The sequence below is a fragment of the Streptomyces sp. NPDC048462 genome, assembly GCF_043200175.1.
Lineage (GTDB): Bacteria > Actinomycetota > Actinomycetes > Streptomycetales > Streptomycetaceae > Streptomyces.
The window spans coordinates 628,416-648,442 of record NZ_JBICXG010000001.1 but is presented as its reverse complement, the minus strand read 5'-3'; the positions used below and the strand labels follow the sequence as shown (position 1 = coordinate 648,442).

The following is a 20,027-nucleotide window of genomic DNA, read 5'->3' as shown; positions in this document are numbered from 1 at the left end:
CCTGGTTACTGTTTGATTCGTGAACGATTTCGACGACCGCTTCCTCACGCGCAACGGCCTCGCCGCGCGGCAGCTCGCCGTCCTGCTCCTGCACCACGAGCCGGACACCCGCCTGCCCCGTGTGCGTGACTTCGCGCAGGAGCTGGGCTGCGGAAACGGAACCGTTCAGGCGGCCCTCAACCTGCTGGAGGAGTCCGGCGCGATCTCGACGACCGCGCGGGGCCACCTCGGCACCTTCCTCGTCCACTCGGACCGCACCATCCTGTGGCGGCTGTCCGGCCTGGGAACGCTGCTCGCGGCGATGCCGCTCCCCTACTCGCGGCGTTACGAGGGCCTGGCGACCGGGCTGCGCAGCGCCTTCGAGGAGGCGGGTGCGCCGTTCGCGATCACCTTCATGCGAGGCGCGGGGGCCCGGACCGCCGCACTGCTGGAGGGCAAGGTCGACCTGGTCGTCCTGTCCCGGTTCGCCGCCGACCAGCTGATCGCCGAGCACCCGGTGGAGCTGGTGGCCGACCTCGGCCCCGCCACCTACGTCGGCGCGCACGGCATGCTGGTGCGACACGGGGTGGACCTGGACACGCCCGGACTGCGGGTGGCGGTCGACCACGCCTCGGAGGATCTGCGGATGCTCGTGGAGCGGGTCTTCGCCGACCGGGAGGACGTCGAGTGGCGGGAGGCGTCGTACATGCAGCTGGGCGACCTGTTCGCGCGGAACGAGGTGGACGCGACCGTCTGGAACCTGGACGAGGCGCAGGACCGGCTCGGGATCGGCGTCGACGTGCTCCCGCTCGGCGACGAGGTCAACCGGGAACTGGCCCTGCGCAACTCCACCGCCGCGGTGATCGGCCGGTCCGACGGGACCAAGGCGCTCGCCGCGGTCCGCGACTCGCTCGATCTGTCACTGGTGACCCGGCTCCAGAACGAGGTACTGCGGGGTGAGCGCGTCCCCTCGTACTGACCGGCGGGCCCAGTGACCGGGGTCTCACAACTCCGGGGCGTCGCTCGTCCTCAAAATACAAAATCCTGGTTACTGTTGATTTTAGGAGGATCATCATGGACGACCAGCTCGCACTGCGCATCCAGCTCTTTCGCGAAGGCGGCACGGTCCGGCCCGAGGTGGCCGACTTCGTCACCACCGAGCTGACCGCCCTGGAGGCCGAGGGGCGCACGGTCACCGAAGCGACGGCAGGCATGCTGACCAGCCACCTGATGATGGCGCTCGGGCGGATCCTGGACGGCGAGGCGATCGAGCAGTTCCTCACCGACGACCAGGTCGCCGCCGAACTGGCCGGACACCCCGACGCCGTCGCCCGCGCCCGCGCCGTATCGGCCCGCGCCGAACGGGAGCTCGGGGCCGCGCTCCCCGAGTCCGAGGTCAACTTCCTCGGGATGCACCTGGCCGTCCTGGCCCAGCAGTCCCCCTCCGCACCCACGTCCTGACCGGTCTGGGCAGGCGTCCCGCGCCGCCCGTACCCGCACAGAGAGAAGAACAGCCATGACGAAGATCCTCACCGGTGGAGTCGGCAAGGTCGAGGTCACCGCGGCCATCGGCAAGCTCGGCATCGACTCGCTCGACGTCGTCGCCTCCAGCGACATGGACGCCGCGATGAAGCTCCGGGCCGGCCAGGCCGACTACTACCTGGGCACCTGCCACACCGGCGCCGGCGCCTCGCTCGGCGTGCTCGTCGGCCTGATGGGCAGCGCCGCCTGCCACACCTTCGGGCGGAGCGTGCCGACGGAGGAGCAGGTCACCGCACTGCTCGCCGAAGGCAAGAAGGTCTTCGGCTTCTCGATGGACCAGATCGACATCATCGCCCCCCTCATGGCGCGCGCCATCGCCGCCCGCGGCTGAACACAGCCTGTTCTCATCATCCCGGGCACCAAGGAGTGACTCGTGAGCACCACACTCGCAGCCGGCGCCGGCCTTGACTTCACGCTGGCCCAGCAACTGACCGTGATAGCCCTCTGTGCGCTGACGGCCTACATCTCGCACATGGCCTTGGCCGTCTTCAACGACGGGGTCCGCCCCTTCATGCTGGACTTCATCCAGGGGCGCACCACCCGCAGCGCGACGACGGCTGTCTCGTTCGGTCTCTCCGCCGGGTTCATCTTCGGACTGGGCGCGCCGATGGCCCTGTCCACCGGTGTGCTGAACCCGTGGCTGGTCTTCCTGCCCACGGACATCCTCGGGATCCTGGCACCGAAGAAGTGGCTCGCCCCCATCCTCGGCGCCGCCTGGGGCGCTGTGGTCGTGTTCGGTCTGAACGGCGCGAACAACGTCGCCCACGACCTGCCGGTCGACTTCCTGACCGCGATGCAGCAGATGTCGACGCCGATCCTGTTCCTGTTCTCGCTGTTCCCGGTGCTCGCCATCACCAAGCAGTTCGGCCGCAAGTGGGGCGGGATCGCGGGCGTCCTCGAACTGGCCCTCGTCGTCATGACCATGAAGCTGTGGCCGAACATGTTCGCCGGGGCGCTGGCCATGGCCGTCGGCGTGCTGATGCTCATCGGCCTCGCGGTCGCCAAGGACGTCCGGCAGCGCCGGGCCGACCGGGCGGCGGGCGTCGAGGAGATCGTCCTGGAGGACGACCCGATGGCGTCGCTGTTCAGCGCGAGCGCGGCCCGGCTGCGCAGGTATCTGCCGCTGTTCATGGTGCTGGGGGCCGGGGTCTGTGTGCTGGCCCAGATGCACATATTCGGCGGCGGTGAGGCCACCAGCTTCCTGATCGCCAAGGGGCAGTACTCCGAGGCCGCACAGGTCGACTTCTACCGCGTGTTCGGCTTCATCCCGCTGATCGCGACCACCGCGCTCGCCTCCGGGGCGTACGGCATCGCCGGCTTCACGCTGGTGTACCCGATCGGCTACCTCATGCCGAACCCGTTCCTGGCCGCTGTCGTCGGTGCTCTCGTGTTCGCGGCCGAGGTACTGGCCCTCTCCTGGATCGGCCGGGTCCTCGGCAAGCTGCCCAGCGTCCGCGACTCCTCGGAACACCTGCGCAGCGCGATCGGTGACACCCTCCAGCTCGCGATCCTCTTCGGTTCGCTGATGGCCGCGAACGCGATGGGCGGCGGACTCGGCATCCTCGTCGTCGGCGGGCTCTACCTGCTGAACGAGGCGATGGGCCGCCCCGTCGTGAAGATGGCCGCCGCACCCGCTGCCGTGATCATCGGCGGCATCCTGCTCAACATCCTGTACTGGCTCGATCTGTTCACCCCGGTCAAGGGCTGACACCCCTGGGACCGGGACCTGACCACCCCCGCGTCGGTGCCGCAAGGCCGCCGACCGGACCGGGCCCGTACACGTAGAAGGAACCCCCACGATGAACCACCCCGCCCCGCACACCCTGCGCACCGTCACCGGCGAGGTCGCGACCGCTTCGGTACACGGCCCGGCCCTCGCCCATGAGCACCTCGTCCTCGATCTCGACCAGCGGGGCGACGGCGCGGCCGTCCTCGATCCGCGGCGCCACACGGCGGCCGTCACCGCCGAGCTGAACGCGCTGCGGGAGGAGTTCGGGCTCTCCCTCGTCATCGAGCTGACCTGCCGCGGCATGGGGCGCGATGTCGCCGCCCTCGCGCGGATCGCCCGGGAGGCGCGGGTCGCGGTGGTCGCCGCGACCGGCTGGTACTACGAGCCGTTCCACACCCCGGAGATCGACACCGCCGGCGTGGAGCAGCTCACCGAGGTCCTCGTCCGGGAGATCCAGGACGGCATCGGCGCGACCGGCATCCGGCCCGGCGTCCTCGGCGAGATCGGCAGCCACGGTGACGTCCCCACGGCTCCCGAGGCCAAGGTGCTGCGGGCCGGCGCACGGGCCGCGCGGGCCACCGGGCTCTCCCTCGCCACCCACGCGCAGCTGGGCCGGGGCGGGCTCGCCCAGCTGGAACTGCTCACCGGCGAGGGTCTCCCCGCCCACCGCGTCAGCATCGGCCACCAGGACCTGCTCGACGACCCGGGCGTCCACCGGGAACTCGCGGCGCGCGGGGCGTACGTCGCCTTCGACACCGTGGGCAAATCGGCCTACCAGAGCGACCGGACCCGGCTGCGGCTGCTGCTCGCCCTGGTGGAGGCCGGGCACGCCGACCGGGCCCTGCTCAGCTGCGACATCTCCCGCCACGGCTACCTGCTGGACGAGGGCGGCCAGGGCTACGGGCACCTGTTCCGGAGCTTCCTGCCCGAGCTGCGCGCGGCGGGTGCCGACGACGATCTGATCGACCTGCTGACCCGCCGCAATCCGCTGCGCTTCCTGACCGGCGCGAGCGTGGAGGAGAACTGACATGAGCCCCGTACCTCCCGTCCTTCCCGTCACCCACCCGCTGGCGACCGTCGGTCTGGACGACGCCGTCACCCGGCAGTTCCGGCTGCTGGAGGCCACCGCCGCCCACTTCGAGGGCCAGCAGCTGTTCTCGTCCGACGCGGGCGTCGTCCCCGGTCTGGGCCGGCCGCGCACCACCGCCCGGGTGGAGGCCGTGCTGGCGGACTTCTTCGGGGCGCAGGACGCCGCCTTCGTCCAGGGCGCGGGCACCGGTGCGATCCGGGCCGCTCTCAACGCCGCCGTACGGGCGGGCGACCCGCTGCTCATCCACCGCGCCCCGGTCTACCGCACCACCGAGGTCACCCTGCGGGGCCTCGGCGTCCACACCGTCGAGGCCGACTTCAACGACGGCGCGGCGCTGCGCGAGGCCCTGGAGTCCGGGCGGTTGCGCTGGGCGTACATCCAGCACACGCGTCAGCGGCTCGCGGACTCCTACGATCCGGCCGGGGTCATCGCCGCCTGCCGGGCCGCCGGGGTCCGCACGATCGTCGACGACAACTACGCCGTGATGCGCACGCCCGCCGCCGGTGTGGAGCTGGGGGCCGACGCCTCCTGCTTCTCCCTCTTCAAGCTGCACGGGCCGGAGGGCGTCGGCCTCGTCGTCGGCGCCGGCGACCTGGTCGAGCACGTCCGCCGCGACAACTACTCCGGCGGCGGGCAGGTCCAGGGCCATCAGGCGCTCGACGCCCTGCGCGCCCTCACCCACGTGCCCGTGATGTGGTCCGTGCAGTCCCGGGTGGGCGCCGAGGTCGCGCGGCGGCTGGCGGCCGGCGAGGTGGACGGGGTGGCACAGGTGCGCATCGCTAACGCCCAGGACCGCTGCCTCCTGGTACGCCTGGACCGGCCCGTCGCGGCCGCGCTGCCCGCCGTCGCCGCCCGGTTCGGCGCCGCCCCCTACCCCGTCGGCTCCAACTCCAGGTACGAGATCGCGCCGCTCTTCTACCGGATGTCCAGCTCCGCGCTGGACGACTCCCCCGAGCTGGCCGACTGGACCGTACGCATCAACCCGATGCGGGCGGGCGCGGACCTCGTCATCGACATCCTGCGCCGCTCGCTCGCCGCCCTGGACGACCCGAAGGACGACTGACCGTGTTCCTCGACACCGTACTCACCCGCAATCCCGGGCTCGTGGACACCGCGGCCGCGCTGCACCGCAACGGCGACATCCCGCCGGACACCTACGTCGTCGACCTGGACGCCGTCGAGGCCAACGCCGCGCTGCTCGCTGCCGAGGCCGACCGCCTGGACATCCGCCTCTGGTTCGTCGTCAAGCAGCTGGGCCGCAACCCCGAACTGATCCGGGCCATCGCCCGGCACATCCCCCGCTCGGCCGCCATCGACCCGGCGGAGGCCCGCACCCTGCACGCCGCCGGGGCCAGACCAGGCAACCTCGGGCACCTGGTCCAGATCCCTCGGCGCGCGCTGCCCGAGATGCTGGCCTGGCGTCCGGAGACCGTGACGGTCTTCGACCTGGCCAACGCCCGTGCCGTGTCGGACGCGGCCCGCGACCTGGGCTTCGTCCAGCCCGTCCTGATCCGGCTCGCAGGCGCCGAGGGCGACGTCTACCCCGGCCAGGAGGGCGGCGTGCCGCTCGACCGCCTGGACGCCTTCGCCAAGGAGGCCGAAGCACTGGACGGCATCCGGATCGCGGGCGTCACCGCCTTCCCCTGCGTACTGTGCGACCCGGCGACGGGCGTGCCCGCCGCGACCCCCAACTTCGGCCTGGCGATCCGGGCCCGTGAACTGCTGGCCGCGCGCGGGCACCACGACCTCAAGCTCAGCGCCCCCAGCGCCACCTCGATGGCGTCCCTCCCGCTGCTCGCCGGACTGGGCGCGACCCACGGCGAGCCGGGCCACGCCCTCACCGGCACGACCCCGCTGCACGCCGTCGATCCCGCGCAGCCCGAGCAGCCCGCTTACGTGTACGTGAGCGAGGTCGCCCACACCCTCGACGACGGCCGTCCGGCGATATTCGGCGGCGGCTTCTACAGCCGTGCGCACATCCGCAGTGCCCTCCTGCCCCGCACCGGCATCCGCCTGGGCGTGCAGGACGCGCCCGCCGAGAACATCGACTACTACCGGCTGCTCGACGCGCCCGGCCGCGCGGCGGACGCCCGGGCCGGGGACACCGCGCTGCTCGCCTTCCGTACCCAGATCTTCGTCACCCGCTCGACCGTCGCAGTCGTCTCCGGGCTCGCCTCCGGCGCCCCCCGGCTGAACGGGCTCTACGACGCACATGGCCGAGCCCTGTAAGGAGCACCTCATGGCCAAGACCGTCATCGTCGTCATCGACGGATTCGGCGTCGGCGCCATGCCCGACGCGGGCAGCCTGCGCCCCGGCGACCTCACCGCCGACACCTGCGGACACGTACTCGACCACTGCCGCGCCGCGTTCGGGCGGCCGTTGCGCCTGCCGGTGCTCGGTGCGCTGGGGCTCGGCCTCGTCCACCCGCATCCGGACCTGGTGCGCCGCACGCATCTGCCGGTGGCCGCGGGCCGGGCCGCGCTCGGCTATCCGGGCGCCGACACCTTCGCCGGACACCAGACCATGATGGGCGCCGATTTCAGCCGGGTGACGGTGGCGCGGCTCGCCGACCACCTGGACGAGGTGTCCGACGCCCTCACGGCGGCCGGTCACCGGGTCGGGCGCCTTGACGGCGGGCCGCTGCTCGTGGTCGACGGGGCGGTCCTGGTCCACGACAACCTGGAGGCCGATCCCGGCATCAACTGGAACGCGTCGGGCCGCCTGGACGACCTCCCGTTCGACGGGCCCGGAGGAATCCTCGCCATCGCCCGCACCGTGCGCGCCGTCGCCCCGGTAGCGCGGGTCATCGCCGTCGGCGGCCACGCGGACGGCCCGCTCCGCGACTTCGTCCGCCCCGGCGACGGGGGGACGGTCGGTCTTGACACCCCCGCCACCGGCTTCTACCGCAACGGGGGCCTCCAGGTGCAGCACCTGGGCGCCCCGCTGGACCACACCCGTCAGCTCCCCGAGCTGGCGGCACGGGCCGGGATCCCGGTCACCCTGGTGGGCAAGGCGGCCGACATCCTGGTGTGCGACGCGGCCACCCGTCATCCGGCCGTCGCCACGGCCGACGTCCTGTCGTACACCCTGGACGCGGTTCGCGCCGAGGGCGACGCCCTCGTGGTCGCGAACGTCCAGGAGACGGACCTGGCAGGGCATCAGCAGGACACCGAGCGGTACGGACAGCTGCTGGAACAGGTGGACGCCGGGCTCGCCGGGCTCGTGGCGCTGCTCGCGGAACCCGGCGACCGGCTGATCGTCACCGGCGACCACGGCAACGACCCCACGATCGGTCACGCCCACCACACCCGGGAGTACGTCCCGGTGCTGATCCACCGGCCCGGCGCGGACGGCGTGGAACTCCTCCCGGACGCGCACAGCCTGGCGGACGTCGGCGCGACGGCCGCCCTGTCGCTGGCGCTCGACCCGGAGGGCCTCGCAGGCGGCACCCCGCTGCACACGGGCCGCCGCGCTGCCTGAGCGCGGCACGCCGGCCGACGGTCCGGCACATCAGGAGCGGCGCTCCGGCCGATCGAGAACCCGGACGGGTGACTTGAGCCGCGACAGCCTTCCCCGGGTGCGGCCGAGCGGCTATGCCTGTTGCCCATGCTCAAGAACCTGCTGCGCGCCGGAGTGCCGGTCGCTCTCGCCGCCCTGTCCCTGACGCCGACCGGCCCCGCACACGCCGTGGAGGGCCCCGCGGCGTCCTCGGCGAACCCGTGCGCCACCGTCGTCGCACCTCTCGGCTCCGTCTGCGTCCCGGCGCCCAAGCAGTGCTTCACCACGCCGTGTTACCAGTACGACATCGTGCCCATCCTGTCCGCGCCCTGGCCCCCGGTCCGCTCCCGCACCGTCTGAAACCGCCGCCCGCCCCGGCTCAGGGCGTCAGCCAGCCCCTGCGCAGCGCCTGGACCCCGGCCTGGAACCTGGTCTCGGCGTTCAACTCCACCAGCAGGCGGCTGATCCGGCGGCGGGCGGTGTGCACGTGGACCCCGAGCCTGCGGGCGATCGCCTCGTCCTTCAGGCCCGAGGCGAGCAGGGTGAGCAACTCGCTGCGCTCGTGGTCCAGTTCACCCGAGCCGCCGGGGCCGATGGGCATGGAGCGCTCCCAGACCGCCTCGAACAGCGGCACCAGGGCGTTTCCCAGCAGCGCGTCGCTGACGACGAGTGCGGCGGCCGTCGGATCGGCGACGTCGGTCGGGGGCAGCAGGGTCACCTGGCCGTCCACGGTGATCAGCTTGGTCGGCAGGTCTGCCGCGAGCCGGATCTGTACCCCTTGTTCGGCCAGCTCGCCCAGTCCCCTGGCGCGGCCGGGGAAGCTCAGCCCTTCCCGGTCCACCACCACCCGGACCTCCACACCCCGCGCGACCAGATCGCCCACGGCCAGCGGCGCGGGCGTGCCCGCGGGGTCGCTCCCGGCGTACGGCGGCCGGTCGAGAAGACAGACCCGGCTGGTCGCGGAGGCCAGCAGGGACGCGACGCGTTCGGCTATGGCCACGCGGCCGCGCACCGTCTCGATACCGGTCGTCTCGGCGGCCGCCATCCCTCCCAGCATCTCCGCGGCCAGGCGGCCCACGGATGCGGTGAGCGTCTCCAGCTCGGCCGATCTGCGCAGGAGTTCGGCCTTGCGCAGGTGGATCCGGTTGCGGATCGCGATGGCGGGACTGACAGCTGCGGGCAGTCTGCCGGCGGGGGCGGACCGGATGAATCCAAGCTTCTCCAACCGCGCACACATGGCGTCGAACTGATTCGGTGACAGCGAGAGTGCGGCGGCGAGCGCTTCCGGATCACGGTATCCAGTGGGATTCAACAGGGCCTCGTAGAGACCAAGTTGCTTGCCGTCCAGGCCGAGGGCCTGCCAGTCAGCTGCGTTCTTCTGCACGTCCCGATCCTTCGTCGAACCTGCTGCCACACAAGTGGACACGTCCACAAATCGGCACCGGCAAATCATTGTTCAGGGGCGATCCCCGGTATTGCATGTCCCCCACATCCACCGTCGGTGCCTACGAGAGGCAACACCTTGCGTACTTCAGCACGTCGGAGATCATCGGGCACCTCGCCGGCTTCCGGCATACGCCCCGGACAAGGCATAACGGTCCTGCTGGCCACCGCCGGCATGATGCTCGGCGGTGTGTCCGGCGCCCACGCCGACGACACGGGGCCCGGCCCCGTCGTCGCGGCGTCCGGCACCGGGACGGACACCCCGGCCCTCGTCACCGGGCTCAGCGAGAAGGCGGCCGCCACCGGCAGTGCGGCCGATGCGGCACGCGGGCACCTGGCCACCAGGAAGAGCCGCTACCACATCGCCGATCCCGATCGCGACCTCACCGCCGTCACCACCCGGAAGAGCGGCAAGGACGAGACCGTCCGGCTCCAGCAGAAGTACAAGGGCATCACGGTGCTCGGCGGCCAGTATGTCGTCCGCATGACCGACGGTGACGGCCGACGGACCGTCACCGGCACGTCGGGCAAGTACTTCACGGACCTGAAGGTCGCCACGACCTCGGCGGCGGTGTCCGAGAAGACGGCGATCTCGCGGGCCGTCGGCGCGGTCGCGTCCGGTCTCGGCAACGCCCCGCTGCGTGCCCCGGCCACCGGGAAGGAAACGACCGCCCCCGCCCTGACGGGCAAGTCGAACGGTCTGACGATCCTGCCGCAGGGCGAAGGCGTGCTGACCCGCCACATCACGGTCACGGGTGTCGACCCGACGACCGGTGAGCCGCTGGCGCAGGAGGTCTACGTAGACGCGCACTCCGGCTACCCGCTGCTCCAGTACAGCGCCCTGCAGACGTTCGGCGCCGACACCGCGGGTGCCGGCGCGGCGGGCGCGACGGGCAGCGTGCCCGACGCCGGCACCGCCGCGTCGGACGAGCTGGTGGTCAAGGGGACCGGCACCCGCTACAACGGTGAGAGCACCGAGGTCAACCTCTACAGAGGCACCGACGGCGCCCTGCAGACGATCGACTACTCGCGCCGCGTGGCCAACGACAGCAACGTCATGATCGCCACCTACGACGCCCGCGGCCGCGAGGCCTCCTCGGCGTCCGGTGCGTGGCCCAGCGGTATCAAGACCTTCCGGCCCGCCACCCCGGAGCTCGGACCCGAGTACACGAACTCCGGCGCGGTGGACGCCCACTGGGCGGCCGGTCAGGTCTACGACTACTACCACTCCGAGTTCGGCCGGGACAGCCTCGACGGCAAGGGCGGCTTCATCTACTCCCTCGTCGGCGTCGTGGACGGCGGCCGGCCGTACAACAACGCCTTCTGGGACGGCAGCAAGATGGTGTACGGGCAGGGCGGCGGCGACTACCGCACCTTCTCCGCCGACACCGACGTGGTGGGTCACGAGATGACCCACGGCGTGATCCAGCACAGTGCGAACCTGGTGTACGCGGGCCAGTCCGGCGCCATGAACGAGGCGCTGGCCGACTACTTCGGCAACGCGATCGACCTGGCGGCCAACCACATCTCCATGGACGACCCGGACGCCGCCCTGCTGGGTGAGGACCTGTGCACCACGGCGGGACCGCGCGAGTGCGCGCTGCGTGACCTGGACGACGGTGCGACCACGTCGAAGAACTTCCTCGGGGCCTCCTACCGTTCCGACAACGGCGGCGTGCACCTCAACTCCACGATCTTCTCCGGCGCCCTGTGGGACATGCGCCAGGACCTCGGCGCGGACCTCGCCGACAAGGTCGTCTACCGCGCGCTGACCGCGTACATGACTCCCCTGGACGGCTTCACCGAGGGCCGCGCCGCGGTCATCGCCGCCGCGCAGGAGCTGGGGGTCTCCAAGGCGCAGCTGAAGCTCGTGAAGCGCTCCTTCGACGCGCACGGCATCGTGCCGGGCTGGGAGAAGGCGATCGGCGTCGACAGCGACACGCTGCTCGGCAAGGTCAACATCGCCGGCACCGGGGCGGGCGCGGGCGGCGGGCGCTACGCCACCTCGCGGACCAACGAGGACGGCAGCGAGCCGTACTCGGTCTGGACCGGCAAGACCAGCGGCAAGGGTGGCACGACCCTGGTCAGCGGCAACAACGGCAACTACAACGTGTACGCCGACACCGACGGGAAGACCGTCGCCTGGGCGGAGTACACCGCGACGAGCATCCAGTTCCACGTGCGTCCGGTCGCCGGCGGCATCGACAGAATCGTGGGCGCCTCCGGCACCGATGTCTCCGCGCTCGCCATCGACGGCGACTACCTCGTCTACACCGAGATGGACCCGTACACGGGCGGCGGGCACGTCGGTTACATCAACATCAGGACCGGCGCGAACGGCAAGGTGGACGGCGGCGGTTACCAGTTCTCCACCGCCATGCCGTCGGTGAAGGACGGGAAGATCGCGTACGCCAAGCTGTGGGCGGAGAGCGACGGCTACAAGCTCGGCGTCGAGGTCTTCGACACCGCCACCGGCACCACGAAGCTGATGCCCTCCGTCGACAAGAACACCGCGATGGGGATCGGCCAGACGGCCATCACCGACGACGGTGTCTTCTGGATCCTCGACCAGGACCTGGCCGACGAGGGCCGGACCTCGGTGGAGCGCTCCGCCCTCGACGGCTCGGACCACATCACCGTGCTGCCCGAGGCGAGCAAGGACTCGGTGTTCACGTACTCGCTGACGGCCTCCGACGACGCGGTCACCGTGATGAGCGTCCCGATGGCCACCAGCTACGCCAACGAGACCATGCCGAAGCTGTACCAGGTGGCCCCGGACGGCAAGGGCGGCGCGCGGCGCGTCTCCTGCAACCGCGGCGACCAGGTGCTCCCGTCCGCCGACACCGGCAAGCGGGTCGTGTGGCTGGACGGCACGACCGGCTACACCGACCTGGTGACGCGGGAGCGTCCGGCGGGCAACTGCTGAACCTGTCGCACCACTGCGCTCGAAGGGGCCCGCGGCCCTACACGGCCGCGGGCCCCCGCGCGTCCCGTCAGTCCTTGTGATCGGGGGCGATCCGCTCGACGAGGCGCAGCAGCGCCGCCCATGCCAGGTCATAGGCGATGTCGTCCTGGAAGTCCGCGGCGGCCTCCCCCGCCAGCTGCCGCGCGGTGTACTCGCAGACCTCCTCGGGCGGCAGCACGAGCGCGGTGCCGGCCGCCTGGGCGGTGACCTGGATCTCGCAGGCCTTCTCCAGGTAGTACATCCGCAGGAACGCCTGGGCGGCGCTCTCGCCGACGGTGAGCAGGCCGTGGTTGCGCAGGATGAGTGCCGGGTGTCCGCCGAGGTCCGTGACCAGGCGCTCCTGCTCGTCGAGGTTGAGCGCGACGCCCTCGTAGTCGTGGTAGCCGACGCGGTTGTGGAACTCCATCGACATCTGGTTGAGCGGGAGCAGTCCGCCTTGCTGGGCGGCCACGGCGCAGCCCGCCCTGGTGTGGGTGTGCAGGACGCAGTGGGCGTCCGGGCGGGCCTTGTGGATCGCGCTGTGGATCACGAATCCGGCCGGGTTGACCGGGTGCGGCGAGTCGCCGACGGGATTGCCGTCGAGGTCGATCCTGACCAGGCTCGACGCGGTGATCTCCTCGAACAGCAGCCCGTAGGGGTTGATCAGGAAGTGGTTGTCCGGGCCGGGCAGCCGCTGCGAGATGTGCGTGAAGATCAGGTCCGTCATGCGGAAGTGCGCGACGAGGCGGTAGACGGCGGCCAGTTCGCGCCGCAGGCGCAGTTCCTCGGCCGCGAGGGCGTCGGCCGTGGCGGGGACGGCGGTGGGGGCGTCGGCGGGGGTGGTGAGGGTCTCGGTCACGCGGATACTCCTTGCCGGCCGGGGGCCTGCTGCGGTGCGCCGGCGGTGGCTGCTGCCGGGTCGACGACGGGGGTGTACGGGCGTCCTGTGGTCCACCACGCCACTACGTTGCGGGCGGGTTCGAGGACGTAGGCGCGCAGGGACGCGTCGGTGAGGAACGCGCTGTGCGGCGACAGCCGCAGGCGCGGGTGGGTGCGCAGGGGGTCGTCCCGCGCCGGGGGTTCGACGGGGAAGACGTCGAGGGCGGCGCCGCCCAGCCGGCCGGTGTCGAGGGCGTCGAGCAGCGCCTGCGGGTCGACGAGGTCGCCTCGGGACACGTTGACGAGCATGCTGCCCGGACGCGTCCGGGCGAGCAGATCCGCGTCGATCATCCCTCGGGTGGCCGGGGTGGACGGGGTGTGCAGGGAGAGGACGTCGGCCCGGGCGACGAGGCCGTCCAGATCGAGCCGTTCGACGCCCCCGGGCCAGTCGGCGTCGGTGGCGTGCGGGTCGAAGGCGACGACGCGGCCGAAGACCGGGGCGGCGATGCGGGCGAGGGCACGGGCGATGCGGCCGAATCCGATCAGGCCGAGGGTCAGTTCGCTCGCCCGGCGCGGCACCTCCGTGAAGTCGCGGTTCCAGCCGCCGGAGCGCACCACCGCATCCGCCTGCGGGAGGTGCCGGATCAGCGAGAGTGCCGCGGCCAGCGCGTGGACGGCGACGTCCTCGGTGGCCGAGTGCGGCAGATTGGTGACCCACAGGCCGCGGCGGGCGGCCTCGGCGGTGTCGATCATGTCGTAGCCAGCGGACATGGTCGCGAGGAGCCGCACCTTGGGCATGCGGTCCAGGAGAGCGGCGTCGATCCGCGCGTAGCCGACGATCAGGGCGTCGGCGTCGTGCGCGGCCGCGGCGATCGCCTCCGGATCGCGACTGCCCACCACCCGGACCTCGAAGCCGCTCTCGGTCAGGAGCCGGACAGCCGGCTCCGGGTCGAGCTCCTCCGGATCGGTGATCACGGCGACGGGTCGCGTCATTTCGGTCTCCATAGATGATTCGATCGTTGCGATGCCGACAAACTTACGTTTCCGCTGCATTATTTGTCCATGGCCGCCGACATGGTTGCCTGAACGGACCCGTGGCGACCTCCACACTCCCCCGGCGGGGCACCGGAGGCGCTGACCGACAATGAGCGGGCGCCCGGCGGGTACGGCCGGGTGGCACCGAGCCACCGAGGGGACAGCACATGGAACTGGACGGGACCGATCTGAGAATCGTGCGGGAGCTGCAGAGCGACGGGCGGCTCACCTACGAGACGCTGGCCCAGCGGGTGGGCCTGTCCCGCCCGGCGGCCCGGATGCGGGTCCAGCGACTGACGGAGTCCGGGGCGGTGCGCGTGGTCGCGATCGTGCACCCGGCGGTGCGCCAGCTGTCGGCCTCGGCCCATCTCGCCATCGACACCGAGGGGGCGGCCGCGCCGGTCGCCCGGGAGATCGCCGCGCTCCCGCAGGCCCCGTTCGTCACCCTGACGAGCGGGCGCCGGGCCATCATGAGCGAGCTGCGGACCGCGGGTTTCCAGGAACTGGAGCGGACCATCGAGCACATCCGCGCCCTTCCGGGAGTGCGGACCGTGGACCCCCTGGTCGCCACCCGGCACGTCAAGGACCCGTACCTGATGACCGACGAGCCGACCGTGACACTGCAGGACGACGTCGACGAGCGGATCCTGGCCGCACTGGAGGACGACGGACGGCTGCCCTTCGCCGAACTGGCGGTGCGGGTGGGCCTGTCCGCCGGGGCCACCCGGTCCCGGACCCTGCGCCTGCTCGACGGCGGGGTGGCGCAAGTGGTCGCGCTGGTGCGGCCCGACGTACTGGGCCTGGGCTTCCTGTGCGGATTCAGCCTCCGGGTCGCCGGCGAGGCCGCGGCCGTCGCCACGCAGGTGGAGCGGCTCGAACGGGTGACCTTCCTGTCGACGTGCCTGGGCAGGGCGGAGCTGGTCGGCACGATCACGGCGGAGTCCTTCGACGCGGTGGGCGCCACGCTGGAGGAGATGCGGGCACTTCCGGCGGTGCGCGAGGTCGAGAGCTGGCTGCACCTGGAACTGGTGAAGGAGCGCTACGACACCGCTCCGCGCCCGGCCTGAACGGCTCGCCGCGACGGCGCACGGCGGACAGAACACCACCCCGCCAGGATCACCACAGCCGATTCGTAATCACGCTAACGATTGAACTTTACAAAAATTGCCCACTCCCCTCTATGGTCAATCCTTCGTTCGTTTCATATCGTTCAGCGAGCCGAATCGTCTGTCGGCGCTCCCCCGTACCTCTCCGGTCGAAAGCAGGCCTGCCATGCCCCGTCATCCCGACAACCCCGACCGCACCCTGCTCGTCACCGGTGCCGCCGTCGCCGCCGCGGGCACCTCGGTCCGCGCCGAGGCGCTGGCCGTGCGCGGCGACCGCATCGTGTACGTCGGCACCGCCGAGGAGGCCCGCGCGGCGCTCGGCCGGGTCGACGAGGAACTCCGTCTGGACGGCGGCCTCGTCCACCCCGGCTTCATCGACGCCCACTGCCACCCCGTGATGTACGGGCAGGCACTGGCCTGGGTCGACCTGCGGCCGGAGCGCGTGCCGGACATCGCGACGCTGGTGGAGGTACTGCGCGAGGCCGGCCGCGAGCTGCCGGCCGGGGTCCCGGTCCGGGGCTTCGGCTACGAGCACCGGCGGCTCGCGGAGCAGCGACACCCCACGTGCCACGACCTGGACCTGGTCGCGGACGACCGCGAGGTCTACGTGATGAACGCCTCCGGACACGGCGGCGTCGTGAACTCCCACACGCTGCGCACCTGCGGCATCAGCGCCCGCACCGCGTCGCCCGAGGGCGGCAGCATCGGTCACTTCGAGGACGGCGAACCGGACGGGCAGCTGTGGGACGCCGCCTGCGACCTGCTCACCGGACCCGCCGGGGTGAAGATCGGCAACCACGGGCCGAACTTCCACCTCTCGGAGCCGGAGGACATCATGGCCGACCATCTGCTGCGCGCCCAGGAGGTGTTCCTGGCCGCGGGTGTCACCACCGTCGGGGACGCCCAGGTGTCGCGGCGCGAGATGGAGACGTACCTGCGGGCGAACGACGACGGCAGCCTGCGGATGCGCGTCTCGGCGTACCTGACGTCGGCGCTGCTCGACACCGCGCTGGAACTCGGCGCGGTGCGCGGCTTCGGCGACGACCACTTCCGCATCCAGGGCGTGAAGTTCTACGCCGACGGCACGCTCGGCGGCTGGACCGCCTACTTCCCCGAGGGCTACGCCGCGGACTGCTGCCACCACGGACAGCTCTACCACTCGGTCGAGGAGTACGCGGACATCGTCCGGCGCGCGCACGCGGCGGGTCTGCAGACGGCCACGCACGCCCAGTCCCCGTACGCCATCGGCATGGTCCTCGACGCGGTCGAGAAGGCCCGGGCGGACCGGGAGCGGCCCGGCATGCGGCACCGCATCGAGCACTGCGGCCTGCCGACCGACGAACAGATCGACCGCATGGGCCAGCTCGGTGTCGTCCCGGTCATGCAGCCCCAGCACCACCTGCGCACCGGCGACGGAACCCTGACCGCCGTCGGCGAGCTGGGCCACCGCTACAACCCGGCCGGCCGCTGCCCCGAGGCGGGTGTCCCGGTGGTCTTCTCCTCCGACGCGCCGGTCGCGCCGCCCGCCCCGCTGGAGGCCGTCGCCGCCGCCGCGACCCGTCGCACCGTGCTCGGTACGGTCCTCGGTGACGAGGCGCTGAGGCTGCCGGTCGAAGCGGGTCTCCACGCCCACACGGCGGCCGCCGCCCACGCCCTGCACCGGGAGGACGCGGTCGGCGCCCTCGCCCCCGGCATGCTCGCCGACTTCACCGTCCTGGACGCCGATCCGCTGACGGTCCCGGCCGACGAGCTCACCGGTATCCGGGTGCGCGAGACCTGGGTCGGCGGCCGCCGCGCCTGGGCCGCCCCCGGCCGCTGACCGCTGCGGCGGCCACGCCCGAGCCGCCGCGGACCGGCCGGACGGGCAGGGCCGACACGCCACCCGTCCGGCCGCCCGGTCCTCCGTGGGCCGTGTCCGCCCGTACTTCCGCTCGCCCGGCGGCCAACGGCCGCCTGCCGGGTCCGCTCCTCCCCGTCCCCGTAACCCTTCCTGCCGGAGGTCCCCATGCCGGACCGCACCACCCCGAGCAAGCCCCAGAGCCCGTACCGGTCGGCCCTGGCCGCCCTGGCCGGCACGTCGATCGAGTGGTACGACTTCTACGCCTTCGCCACCGCCGCGGCGATCGTGTTCGACGACGTCTTCTTCCCCTCCGACATGCCGCCGGCGCTCAGGACGATCGCCGCCTTCGCCACCTTCGCCGTGGGCTTCCTGCTGCGGCCACTCGGCGGCATCGTCTTCGGTCACATCGGTGACCGCGTCGGGCGCAAGAAGACCCTGGTCATCACGTTGCTGATGATGGGGATCGCCTCGTTCGCCATCGGCCTGCTGCCCACCTACGCGCAGGTCGGCGCGCTCTCCCCGATCCTGCTGATCACGCTCCGCCTGGTCCAGGGGATAGCGATCGGCGGCGAGTGGGGCGGCGCGGTTCTCATCGCGGTCGAGAACGCGCCCAAGGGCAGGGCCACCTTCTTCGGCTCCTTCGCCCAGCTCGGCTCCTCCGTCGGCGCGCTGCTGTCGACCGGCGCGTTCAGCCTGATGAACCTGTTCGGCAGCGAGGCGTTCCACAGCTGGGGCTGGCGCGTGCCGTTCCTCGCCTCGTCGATCCTCGTCATCATCGGTCTCGTGGTCCGCACGAAGCTCGAGGACTCCCCGGTGATGGACGACATCCACGCCTCGCAGCCCGAGCCCGGCGAGGGCGGCAGCCGGCTGCCCGTCGCCGAGGTGCTGAGCAAGGACTGGAAGACGGTCCTGGTGGGCGTGTTCGCCCTCGCCACGGCCACCGGCGGCTACTACGTCGTGACCAGCTATCTGCTGTCGTACGGCACCGACGAACTGCACCTGTCCGAGTCGATGCTGCTCAACGGGCTCTCACTCGCCGCGTTCCTGGAACTCGTCGTCACCCCGTTCCTCGCACTGCTCGGGGACCGGATCGGGGCGCACCGGGTCGTCGTCGCGGGCCTGAGCGGAGTCGTGCTGTTCTCACTGCCGCAGTTCATGGTGATGGACACCGGCAGCGTCGTGCTGATCTATCTGTCGATGCTGGCCATGCGACTGGTGATGTCCGCGCTGTACGGGCCGATCGCGGCGATCCTCGCCGACGGCTTCGCCCCGCACGTGCGCTACACCGGCATCTCGCTCTCCTACCAGATCTGCAACATGATCTTCGCCGGCTTCGCACCCGTCACGGCGGTATGGCTCTCGTCCCTGGCCGGCGGCGCCTACTGGCCGCCCGCGGTGGCGCTGATGATCGTCTCCGTCATCGGCATCTGGTGCACCCTGCGGCTGCGGACCTACCACCAGCTCCGCCTCACCGCCGAGTCCGCCGCCCCCGCCCGCCCGGCGACGCGGGCCCCGGCGACCGCGGGCACCACCGGCAGCTGACGGCTGACCACGCATCCGGCCCGCCCCGCACCGCGTCCCCGCGCGGGGCGGGGCGGGCCGCTTCGCTGTCCTGATGGGAACGGACCGGCCCCCCGGTCAGCCCGGTCACAGCCAGCCGGCCCGCTCGACGACGGACGCGGCGATGCCGGTGACCGGTCCCGTGGTCGTGTCGACGACGAAGTCGTCGACCGTCGAACGGTCGAGGATTGCGTCCAGTTCACCGGACCGGTCCAGATGCCATCGCAGGGCTTCGGTTTCGCCTTCATGGCGGCGGGTCAGGCGCTCGCGCAGGACACCGGGCCCGGCCCTCAGGCGGCACACCGTGAGTTCGACACCCACCGCGTCGGCCAGTCGCCGCCGCTCGTCCGGCTGCTCGATCACGCCCGCGAGCACGAGACGCGCCGCTCCCGCGTCGAGGTAGTTGGCGGCGATGCTCCGGACGTTGCGCAGCAGCATGCCGAAGTTGAAGCGGTCACCGGGCGGCGCGGGCCACGACTGCCTGAGGCTGTCGAGGTCGAGGACCGCATGGGGGACCCCGGCGTCGGCGAGGAGCTCGCCCACCGCCTCGGCGGCGGTCGTCTTGCCCACACCGACGGTGCCGTTGATCAGAAGGGCGGACGCAGCCCCGTTGCCCTGTACACGCATTCCGGCATCCTACTGGCGGCCTTCTCCGGCGGTGAGTTCGATGAGCTGCCGCGCGGTGCCGGCCGGGTCGACGGTCTGGTGCAGATGTTCCCCGGGCAGGTGCGCGGTCCGCCAGCCGCGGGCGCGGGCTTCGGCGGCCGTCTCCTCGTACGGAGGGCCGAACAACAGGTACGAACAGGGGTGGTCGTCCCAGCCGGCGGGAACCGGGATGTGCTGCTCGTAGTAGGCGAGCGGAAGCCTGGGCTGTTCGGCGACGACCCTCCGGCGCATCGCCGGATCGCAGAACATGGGCGCGACGTCCGCCTCGTCCCACCAGTCGGTCCAGCGCGGCAGGATTCCGTTCACCGCCATCGGGCGCAGGAATTCGAGCAGTTCGGGCGGGGCGACGGGAGTCGGTCCGGTACGGGCGGGCAGCGCGGCGTCGACGAAGACCGATGCGGCCACCGGGTGGTCGAGCACCGAGCGGACGGCCGGGAGGAACAGGCCCGCGTTGCTGTGCGCCACCAGAACGAGCGGGTGATCCGTGGGAATGTCGCGGAGGTCCGCCCGGACGGCTTCGGCGGCCCTGGGCCAGAACGGCGGTTCACCGGCGCCCACCCGCAGCAGGGACGGGACGCGTACCTGATGCCCCTCGGCGGTCAACCGGTCCGCCACCGGACCCCAGGTGGCAGGACCCACGGACGGGCTGTGCACGAGTACGAGGATCGGCTGCATGCGGCCAACCCTGCCGCCGCTCCCCGCCGTTCGGGACCGG

Annotated in this window: 18 protein-coding genes; 13 read left to right on the top strand and 5 right to left on the bottom strand. The window is 71.9% G+C overall.

The window, feature by feature from the left end:
* The first annotated feature begins 19 nt into the window (after positions 1-19).
* The 9 genes from yhfZ (at position 20) to ACGFU6_RS02705 (ending at position 8,199) form a co-directional block, all read left to right on the top strand.
* Complete coding sequence (gene yhfZ, locus ACGFU6_RS02745) at positions 20-958, top strand: GntR family transcriptional regulator YhfZ (protein ID WP_393607688.1); 939 nt, start codon at positions 20-22, stop codon at positions 956-958.
* Between the two features lie 95 nt (positions 959-1,053).
* Positions 1,054-1,440, top strand: a complete 387-nt coding sequence (locus ACGFU6_RS02740) for a transcriptional antiterminator (RefSeq protein WP_393607687.1) — start codon at positions 1,054-1,056, stop codon at positions 1,438-1,440.
* Between the two features lie 55 nt (positions 1,441-1,495).
* Positions 1,496-1,852: a DUF2620 domain-containing protein gene (locus ACGFU6_RS02735; protein WP_024491812.1), complete on the top strand. Its 357-nt coding sequence runs from the start codon at positions 1,496-1,498 to the stop codon at positions 1,850-1,852.
* A gap of 42 nt (positions 1,853-1,894) precedes the next feature.
* The gene (locus tag ACGFU6_RS02730; protein ID WP_393607686.1) at positions 1,895-3,229 is read left to right on the top strand and encodes a YhfT family protein; all 1,335 of its coding nucleotides are present in this window, start codon (positions 1,895-1,897) and stop codon (positions 3,227-3,229) included.
* 91 nt (positions 3,230-3,320) lie between these two features.
* Positions 3,321-4,277: a phosphotriesterase gene (locus ACGFU6_RS02725; RefSeq protein WP_393607685.1), complete on the top strand. Its 957-nt coding sequence runs from the start codon at positions 3,321-3,323 to the stop codon at positions 4,275-4,277.
* 1 nt (position 4,278) lies between these two features.
* A complete protein-coding gene (locus ACGFU6_RS02720; RefSeq protein WP_393607684.1) occupies positions 4,279-5,403 on the top strand; it encodes an aminotransferase class V-fold PLP-dependent enzyme in 1,125 nt (374 codons plus the stop codon).
* Positions 5,404-5,405: 2 nt separating this feature from the next.
* Positions 5,406-6,569 (top strand): alanine racemase, encoded by a 1,164-nt coding sequence (locus tag ACGFU6_RS02715; RefSeq protein WP_393607683.1) that lies wholly within the window; start codon positions 5,406-5,408, stop codon positions 6,567-6,569.
* 10 nt (positions 6,570-6,579) lie between these two features.
* Positions 6,580-7,821, top strand: a complete 1,242-nt coding sequence (locus ACGFU6_RS02710) for a phosphopentomutase (protein WP_393607682.1) — start codon at positions 6,580-6,582, stop codon at positions 7,819-7,821.
* Positions 7,822-7,947: 126 nt separating this feature from the next.
* On the top strand, positions 7,948-8,199 hold the full coding sequence (locus tag ACGFU6_RS02705; protein ID WP_393607681.1) for a hypothetical protein: 252 nt from the start codon (positions 7,948-7,950) through the stop codon (positions 8,197-8,199).
* A 19-nt stretch (positions 8,200-8,218) separates the two neighbouring features.
* Here the strand turns inward: ACGFU6_RS02705 and ACGFU6_RS02700 are convergent, their stop codons facing one another.
* Complete coding sequence (locus tag ACGFU6_RS02700) at positions 8,219-9,223, bottom strand: LuxR family transcriptional regulator (RefSeq protein WP_393607680.1); 1,005 nt, start codon at positions 9,221-9,223, stop codon at positions 8,219-8,221.
* A gap of 234 nt (positions 9,224-9,457) precedes the next feature.
* Between ACGFU6_RS02700 and ACGFU6_RS02695 the strand changes: the two genes are divergently transcribed.
* Positions 9,458-12,208: a M4 family metallopeptidase gene (locus tag ACGFU6_RS02695; RefSeq protein ID WP_393607805.1), complete on the top strand. Its 2,751-nt coding sequence runs from the start codon at positions 9,458-9,460 to the stop codon at positions 12,206-12,208.
* A gap of 67 nt (positions 12,209-12,275) precedes the next feature.
* Here ACGFU6_RS02695 and ACGFU6_RS02690 read toward each other — a convergent pair whose 3' ends face one another.
* Positions 12,276-13,085, bottom strand: a complete 810-nt coding sequence (locus ACGFU6_RS02690) for a class II aldolase/adducin family protein (protein WP_393607679.1) — start codon at positions 13,083-13,085, stop codon at positions 12,276-12,278.
* Complete coding sequence (locus ACGFU6_RS02685; RefSeq protein ID WP_393607678.1) at positions 13,082-14,098, bottom strand: C-terminal binding protein; 1,017 nt, start codon at positions 14,096-14,098, stop codon at positions 13,082-13,084. The genes ACGFU6_RS02690 and ACGFU6_RS02685 overlap by 4 nt, the downstream gene beginning before the upstream one ends.
* 209 nt (positions 14,099-14,307) lie before the next feature.
* On the opposite strand from ACGFU6_RS02685, the gene ACGFU6_RS02680 reads away from it, so the two are divergent.
* From ACGFU6_RS02680 to ACGFU6_RS02670, 3 genes are all read left to right on the top strand, one after another.
* The gene (locus ACGFU6_RS02680) at positions 14,308-15,207 is read left to right on the top strand and encodes an Lrp/AsnC family transcriptional regulator (protein ID WP_393607677.1); all 900 of its coding nucleotides are present in this window, start codon (positions 14,308-14,310) and stop codon (positions 15,205-15,207) included.
* Between the two features lie 205 nt (positions 15,208-15,412).
* Positions 15,413-17,065: an amidohydrolase gene (locus tag ACGFU6_RS02675; protein WP_393607676.1), complete on the top strand. Its 1,653-nt coding sequence runs from the start codon at positions 15,413-15,415 to the stop codon at positions 17,063-17,065.
* Between the two features lie 186 nt (positions 17,066-17,251).
* Positions 17,252-18,628: an MFS transporter gene (locus ACGFU6_RS02670; RefSeq protein ID WP_393607675.1), complete on the top strand. Its 1,377-nt coding sequence runs from the start codon at positions 17,252-17,254 to the stop codon at positions 18,626-18,628.
* A 105-nt stretch (positions 18,629-18,733) separates the two neighbouring features.
* Here ACGFU6_RS02670 and ACGFU6_RS02665 read toward each other — a convergent pair whose 3' ends face one another.
* On the bottom strand, positions 18,734-19,273 hold the full coding sequence (locus ACGFU6_RS02665; RefSeq protein ID WP_393607674.1) for an AAA family ATPase: 540 nt from the start codon (positions 19,271-19,273) through the stop codon (positions 18,734-18,736).
* 9 nt (positions 19,274-19,282) lie between these two features.
* Positions 19,283-19,987: an alpha/beta hydrolase gene (locus tag ACGFU6_RS02660; RefSeq protein ID WP_393607673.1), complete on the bottom strand. Its 705-nt coding sequence runs from the start codon at positions 19,985-19,987 to the stop codon at positions 19,283-19,285.
* Between the last annotated feature and the right edge of the window lie 40 nt (positions 19,988-20,027).

Bases quoted from the DNA above. Each gene is read 5' to 3' on its own strand.
- ACGFU6_RS02740 (WP_393607687.1), top strand. From the start codon at position 1,054: ATGGACGACCAGCTCGCACTGCGCATCCAGCTCTTTCGCGAAGGCGGC.
- ACGFU6_RS02735 (WP_024491812.1), top strand. From the start codon at position 1,496: ATGACGAAGATCCTCACCGGTGGAGTCGGCAAGGTCGAGGTCACCGCG.
- ACGFU6_RS02725 (WP_393607685.1), top strand. From the start codon at position 3,321: ATGAACCACCCCGCCCCGCACACCCTGCGCACCGTCACCGGCGAGGTC.
- ACGFU6_RS02720 (WP_393607684.1), top strand. From the start codon at position 4,279: ATGAGCCCCGTACCTCCCGTCCTTCCCGTCACCCACCCGCTGGCGACC.
- ACGFU6_RS02710 (WP_393607682.1), top strand. From the start codon at position 6,580: ATGGCCAAGACCGTCATCGTCGTCATCGACGGATTCGGCGTCGGCGCC.
- ACGFU6_RS02705 (WP_393607681.1), top strand. From the start codon at position 7,948: ATGCTCAAGAACCTGCTGCGCGCCGGAGTGCCGGTCGCTCTCGCCGCC.
- ACGFU6_RS02695 (WP_393607805.1), top strand. From the start codon at position 9,458: ATGATGCTCGGCGGTGTGTCCGGCGCCCACGCCGACGACACGGGGCCC.
- ACGFU6_RS02685 (WP_393607678.1), bottom strand. From the start codon at position 14,098: ATGACGCGACCCGTCGCCGTGATCACCGATCCGGAGGAGCTCGACCCG.
- ACGFU6_RS02680 (WP_393607677.1), top strand. From the start codon at position 14,308: ATGGAACTGGACGGGACCGATCTGAGAATCGTGCGGGAGCTGCAGAGC.
- ACGFU6_RS02675 (WP_393607676.1), top strand. From the start codon at position 15,413: ATGCCCCGTCATCCCGACAACCCCGACCGCACCCTGCTCGTCACCGGT.
- ACGFU6_RS02670 (WP_393607675.1), top strand. From the start codon at position 17,252: ATGCCGGACCGCACCACCCCGAGCAAGCCCCAGAGCCCGTACCGGTCG.
- ACGFU6_RS02665 (WP_393607674.1), bottom strand. From the start codon at position 19,273: ATGCGTGTACAGGGCAACGGGGCTGCGTCCGCCCTTCTGATCAACGGC.
- ACGFU6_RS02660 (WP_393607673.1), bottom strand. From the start codon at position 19,987: ATGCAGCCGATCCTCGTACTCGTGCACAGCCCGTCCGTGGGTCCTGCC.